General features: G+C 53.6%; 7 protein-coding genes and 2 pseudogenes. 5 read left to right on the forward strand and 4 right to left on the reverse strand.

What is annotated here, in order from left to right:
• Positions 1-32 precede the first annotated feature (32 nt).
• Positions 33-455: a C40 family peptidase gene (locus HMPREF3107_RS06260; protein ID WP_070454324.1), complete on the forward strand. Its 423-nt coding sequence runs from the start codon at positions 33-35 to the stop codon at positions 453-455.
• Positions 456-466: 11 nt separating this feature from the next.
• Here HMPREF3107_RS06260 and HMPREF3107_RS06265 read toward each other — a convergent pair whose 3' ends face one another.
• Together HMPREF3107_RS06265 and HMPREF3107_RS06270 are read right to left on the reverse strand one after the other, a co-directional pair.
• On the reverse strand, positions 467-745 hold the full coding sequence (locus HMPREF3107_RS06265) for a helix-turn-helix domain-containing protein (protein WP_083284638.1): 279 nt from the start codon (positions 743-745) through the stop codon (positions 467-469).
• Positions 745-1,071: a type II toxin-antitoxin system RelE/ParE family toxin gene (locus HMPREF3107_RS06270; RefSeq protein WP_070454318.1), complete on the reverse strand. Its 327-nt coding sequence runs from the start codon at positions 1,069-1,071 to the stop codon at positions 745-747. Before HMPREF3107_RS06270 ends, HMPREF3107_RS06265 begins: the two co-directional genes overlap by 1 nt.
• 73 nt (positions 1,072-1,144) lie before the next feature.
• Between HMPREF3107_RS06270 and HMPREF3107_RS06275 the strand changes: the two genes are divergently transcribed.
• On the forward strand, positions 1,145-2,929 hold the full coding sequence (locus tag HMPREF3107_RS06275) for a phage tail protein (RefSeq protein WP_246828602.1): 1,785 nt from the start codon (positions 1,145-1,147) through the stop codon (positions 2,927-2,929).
• Between the two features lie 224 nt (positions 2,930-3,153).
• Here HMPREF3107_RS06275 and HMPREF3107_RS11485 read toward each other — a convergent pair.
• Positions 3,154-3,584 (reverse strand): annotated as a pseudogene (locus HMPREF3107_RS11485) (phage tail protein); the annotation flags it as partial.
• Between the two features lie 93 nt (positions 3,585-3,677).
• Between HMPREF3107_RS11485 and HMPREF3107_RS12700 the strand changes: the two are divergent.
• The 3 genes and pseudogenes from HMPREF3107_RS12700 to HMPREF3107_RS06290 all read left to right on the forward strand — a co-directional run bounded on the left by HMPREF3107_RS12700 (position 3,678) and on the right by HMPREF3107_RS06290 (position 4,596).
• Complete coding sequence (locus HMPREF3107_RS12700; protein ID WP_256364794.1) at positions 3,678-3,812, forward strand: hypothetical protein; 135 nt, start codon at positions 3,678-3,680, stop codon at positions 3,810-3,812.
• Positions 3,813-3,971: 159 nt separating this feature from the next.
• A pseudogene (locus HMPREF3107_RS12565) lies at positions 3,972-4,097 on the forward strand (TIGR02594 family protein); the annotation flags it as partial.
• A 4-nt stretch (positions 4,098-4,101) separates the two neighbouring features.
• The gene (locus tag HMPREF3107_RS06290; protein WP_070454322.1) at positions 4,102-4,596 is read left to right on the forward strand and encodes a hypothetical protein; all 495 of its coding nucleotides are present in this window, start codon (positions 4,102-4,104) and stop codon (positions 4,594-4,596) included.
• Positions 4,597-4,651: 55 nt separating this feature from the next.
• On the opposite strand, the gene HMPREF3107_RS06295 is transcribed toward HMPREF3107_RS06290, so the two are convergent.
• Positions 4,652-5,005: DUF4760 domain-containing protein (locus HMPREF3107_RS06295; RefSeq protein WP_246828603.1), on the reverse strand; the 354-nt coding region annotated here is incomplete at its 5' end.

Genomic DNA, 5,005 nt, shown 5'->3' on the forward strand with positions numbered 1-5,005 from the left:
AAAAGGAATTTTGCAAAGGTCTCCGTCTGAAAATGGATTTGCGACAGCGGATAGTGGAAGAGGCGCGGTCATGGTTGGGCACGCCGTATCATCATCAGGCGATGGTTAAGGGTGCGGGCGTGGATTGCGCCATGATTCTTGTCGCCGTGTATCGGGCGGTCGGGCTGATTCCTGCCGGTTTCGACCCGCGCCCATATCCTCAAGACTGGCATTTGCACAGGGACGCAGAACGGTATTTGGGCAACATTACCCGCTTTTGCCGCGAAGTGGAAACGCCGCAGGTTGGCGGCATCGCGGTATGGCGTTTCGGGCGGACGTTTTCGCACGGCGGCATCTGCATCGGCGGCAACCAAGTCATTCACAGCTACGTCGGGCGCGGGGTGGTGTTGGACGATATGGGACAGGCGGAATTGTCGGGGCGCGGGGTGCGTTATTTTGATTTTGTGGCCGCCTGAAAGGGCAGGCTTTACGCGGGGGCGAAGGATAAGGAAATGCTCTGCCCAAGTTCGGCATTGATGTTCACGAGCGCATCCAATGAAAATTTGTCGATTTTCCCGTTCAGCAGGTCGTTGATGCGCGGCTGGGTCAGGCCGCAATGTTCTGCGGCCTGTTTTTGCGTCCAACCGTTTTCGCGGACGGTATCGGCGATGTGCATCATCAGGTCGGCGCGTAACCGCATATTAGCGGCTTCGGCGGGTGTGTCGCACAGTGCGTCAAATACGGAGGCGAAGGTTTGGCTTTCCATTATTTCTTTTCCTGAATCAATTTGTTGTAACGTTTTTTCGCCAATTCCAAATCGGCGGGTGCAGTTTTTTGGCTTTTCTTTTGGAAGGCGTGCAGTACATAGACGGCATCGGCAATTTTGGCTGTATAGATGACGCGGTATGCACCGCCTTCTTCCCTCAGGCGGATTTCCATCACCCCGCTGCCAATAGTGCTCATGGGTTTGAAATCGACTGGCATTCCGCCGCATTGAATGCGGTGCAGTTGATAACCTGCCGCTTGTTTGGCGTTTTCAGGGAATTGCCGCAGGCAATCCAATGAATCGCCCAAAAAATTTAATGGTTTCATGTTTTATATCTGTTTTGATATAATTGAATTATATCAATTTTGATATTTTTTGCAAGTGTTTTAAGGTGGTTTTATGGGCGGTAAATCTTCTACTATTTCGACTTCCGAGCAACGGATTCTGTCGTTGCAGGTGCAGCAGTCGTCGCAGGGACTGACTCTGCCGGTGGTGTACGGGCGGGCGCGCGTGGCGGGCAATTTGGTTTGGTATGGCGATTTTACGACCTACGAGCATAAGACCACGACGCGGCAGGGCGGCAAGGGTGGCGGCGGTGTGAAGCAGGAAGACGTGATGTACACCTACGAAGCCGCCGTCATGATGGCTTTGTGTGAAGGCGAAATCAAAGGCGTTACCCGCATTTGGCGGGACAAGGAAAAATTCTCTTCGCCCGCTTCGTTGCGCCTGACTTTGTACAAGGGCGGCGAAGAGCAGCCCGTATGGCCGCACTTGCAGCAGGCGAAACATGCGGCACAGGCCATCAGCTATTCGGGAACGGCCTATTTGTGCAGCCCGAACTACGAATTGACGAAATCGGCACAGATTTACAGCCATAATTTCGAGGTAGACGGCAAGCTGGGCTACTCAACTTCGATTGTCGATGCCAATCCGCGCGACATCATCCGCGATTTACTGACCAATCAGAAGTACGGTTGCGGCTTCCCAGTTGAAAATCTGGGCGATACGGATGTTTACGGCACTTATTGCCGCGCGGCGGGTATCTTTTTAAGCCCTGTTTACAGTGAGCAGCAGGAAGCACAGCGCAATATTGCCGAACTGTTGGAGCAGACCAATTCGGCGGCGGTGTTTTCTCAAGGCCGTCTGAAAATCGTCCCATACGGTGATTCGGGCTTGTCCGGTAACGGCGCGACCTATATTCCGAACCTGACCCCGCTGTATGATTTGTCGGATGACGATTTTATCGTTTCGGGCGCGGAAGACCCCGTGCGCGTGGAGCGCAAGACGAATGCCGACGCATACAATCAGGTGCAGATTGAGTATCTCGACCGTGCAAACGACTACAACATCGCCGTGGCGGAAGCAAAAGACCAGGCGAATATCGAGCAATACGGCATCCGCCCGAAAGATGCGGTCAAAATGCACGGCATCTGTGATGCGAAGGTGGCGCGTCAGGTGGCGCAATTGCTGTTGCAACGCGCCCTATACGTCCGCAATGAGTATGAATTTAAGCTGGGCTGGAAATATTGCCTGCTTGAGCCTATGGACTTGGTTACGCTAACCGATGGCGGACTAGGTTTGGATAAGACCCCCGTCCGTATTACCGAAATCGAAGAAGACGAAGACGGCGTATTGAACGTGAAGGCGGAAGATTTCCCGTTCGGCACGGCTTCGGCAATGGAGTATCCGACACAGCCGTCATTGGGTTATTCGGCGGACTACAATGTATCGCCTGGCAATGCACACGCGCCCGTGATGTTTGAAGCACCCCTGCAACTAACGGGCGGCGAGCCTGAAATATGGCTGGCAACCGCAGGCGGCAATATGTGGGGCGGCGCGGAAGTGTGGGTATCGACCAACGGCGACAGTTACACCCGCGTCGACGCGGTAAGCGGGAAGGCGCGTTACGGCAGCCTGATGGCGGCACTGCCCGCAGGTGCGGTATTTGACCGTGCGAACACCTTGAGTGTGGAAATTTCTGCAGGACAACTGACGGGCGGCACGGAGCAGGACAGCCGCGATTTATTGACCTTGTGTTATGCAGACGGCGAGTTTTTGGCTTACGAAACCGCCGAATTGAAAGGTGTCGGGCGTTATGTGTTGGGAAACCTGACGCGCGGTGCGTATGGCAGCAACATCGACAGGCATGAGGCGGGAAGGCGGTTTGTGCGTGTGGACGAATAGGCCAGTTATAGATGTCGTTCGGCGAGAACGCGAAAACCAGTGCATAACCAATCATCGAACACCCGCTGACAAACTCAACTGCCCGCGTCCCCGTGCTAAACAACCAACGCTGAAAGCGAACGGGAAGAAATCGAAGTTCAAAGGCATATTTAAGCCATTGAATAGACTTGCTCATTTAAAAAACCTCCATAGAAAAAAGGTCGTCCTTTCAGACGACCTGCCACTTACACCAATTTGAAATCACGATTCATCTGTTTCAGCAGCTTCGCTATATCCTTTTTGTGGACAAAGTCGCCGCCCGTTGTGTTGATGATAATCGTGCTGTTGTCGCCACCTGACTGCCCCGCCATTTCACGGATTGTCTGCGCGTGTTCCGCAGGTAAGACCATCTCGTTTTCGTGCAGTTGCGTCAGTGGGTTGATGCCTGTCGGGATATCCCAGCCGCCTGCCGCCGATGGAATCCGCGTCGTGGTTGTGGAGGTTGAAGAACCGCCACCGCCCATTCTGCTCATCAACCCACAGCCGCCATTGCCGCAGCCGCCGCACCAACGGCAAGAATAGGGCCGACATACGGAATACCCGCCATCGCCTTGAATGCCTCAGCCGCCGCTTGAATGGCATTCATACCGACGTTTTCAGTCGTTTCAACCTTTTTAATACCGGTTACGGCGGCTGATGTAGCGGTTTGCGCGGCAATTTGGCGCGTGCCGTTTACTACAAGTTCAAGGACATTTCGGAACTGACGCTAATGCTGGTATTCGGCGGAGTCGGATTGCTGCAACTGGCGGCGATGTACTGGCAGACGTTCAAAGGGGAAGTGTTGTCGGGCTATATGCTGCTTATATCAGCCTTTATTTGGTATCTGACGGCATATGCTTTCTAGGCTGCATACCCGCCCGCTCACACAGGCATGGTCATCCCGCCCGTATTGGCATTCCTTTGCTTACTCGCTGGAAATAACTCACTTAAATTCTTGTTTTCGTAGAATAAATTCAAACGAGAACAAAAGGGGGAATGATGCACGATTTTTTTCAATTCGGCTATTGACGGCTACTACTGGCCGTCTAAATTAGTTGACGGCAAGCCCGTCCCCTCGATGCCGTCGCCCGAACGCTACAACCTGCCCGTTACAACCGCCACGGCGGCGGCAGGCGTAAGCGAGGCGTAGTGTGATGAATGAATTGAAATATTGGAAACCCCTTGCTGTGCTGGCAGCGGTCGGCCTGTTGTTTGGTGGTTGGTATATCGACCGCGCCCTGCAATACCGAAAGGGCAGGGGGGACGAAGCGGCCAAAATCAGCCTGACGCTGGCCGAAGCCGTAAACAAGCAGGCGACAGCCGCGCGTGAGAAAGAACGCCGTGCCGCCGCCGAACTGGCCGAAAGGCAAGTTGAGTTAGAAAAGGAAAGACAAGATGCAAAGATTGCTGTGGATAATCTGCGCGGCGAGCTTGACCGCCTGCGCCAACACGCCGCCCGTCAAGGTGGCCGCCGAAACCTGCCCGCAACCGCTGCAACCGCCGCCGCACCTGATGGCGCGGCAAGTGCCGAAGGCTGGGAGCTACTCGGACGCTGCGCTGCGGAATATGCGGGACTGGCGGAAACCGCCGACAGCCAAGCCGCCGATTTGAGGGAGTGGCAGGCGTACGGCGGGGCGGTGTCAAAGTGAGGTAAATAAAAGGCCGCCTGAATTTCAGGCGGCCTATGTTGCGGCGGATGTTAAGCTATTTGGTTTTCAGAGGCTTTTTCTTCCATTTTCGGGCTACGGCTTCAAATTCTTGAAAGGCCGTCGGTGCGCTCCTGATACGGCGTATTTCAAAAATGAAGCTACTCAAATTGTCCCAGTCACGTAACAGCATGGAGTATTCAAAGTCTTTGTACATTTTTTCATGCAAAGCACCACCAAGCAGCCCTGTGCAAACAAACTCTCGTTGATTCAGTACTGTTATGATTTTCATCCTATCTGATTTATTCTCATCAGCAGTATAGGCAGCTAATATGCAATCTTTTGTTTTAGCGAGTTCATTGACGCGCGCAATCGCTGCTTGAGATCTTTGCAAAAAAGCCCTTCCTTCGAC

This window comes from Neisseria sp. HMSC31F04 (genome assembly GCF_001807735.1).
Lineage (GTDB): Bacteria > Pseudomonadota > Gammaproteobacteria > Burkholderiales > Neisseriaceae > Neisseria > Neisseria elongata.

Coding starts and splice junctions, on each gene's coding strand:
- HMPREF3107_RS12700 (WP_256364794.1), top strand. CDS start 3,678: ATGCTGGTATTCGGCGGAGTCGGATTGCTGCAACTGGCGGCGATGTAC.
- HMPREF3107_RS06260 (WP_070454324.1), top strand. CDS start 33: ATGGATTTGCGACAGCGGATAGTGGAAGAGGCGCGGTCATGGTTGGGC.
- HMPREF3107_RS06270 (WP_070454318.1), bottom strand. CDS start 1,071: ATGAAACCATTAAATTTTTTGGGCGATTCATTGGATTGCCTGCGGCAA.
- HMPREF3107_RS06265 (WP_083284638.1), bottom strand. CDS start 745: ATGGAAAGCCAAACCTTCGCCTCCGTATTTGACGCACTGTGCGACACA.
- HMPREF3107_RS06275 (WP_246828602.1), top strand. CDS start 1,145: ATGGGCGGTAAATCTTCTACTATTTCGACTTCCGAGCAACGGATTCTG.
- HMPREF3107_RS06290 (WP_070454322.1), top strand. CDS start 4,102: ATGAATGAATTGAAATATTGGAAACCCCTTGCTGTGCTGGCAGCGGTC.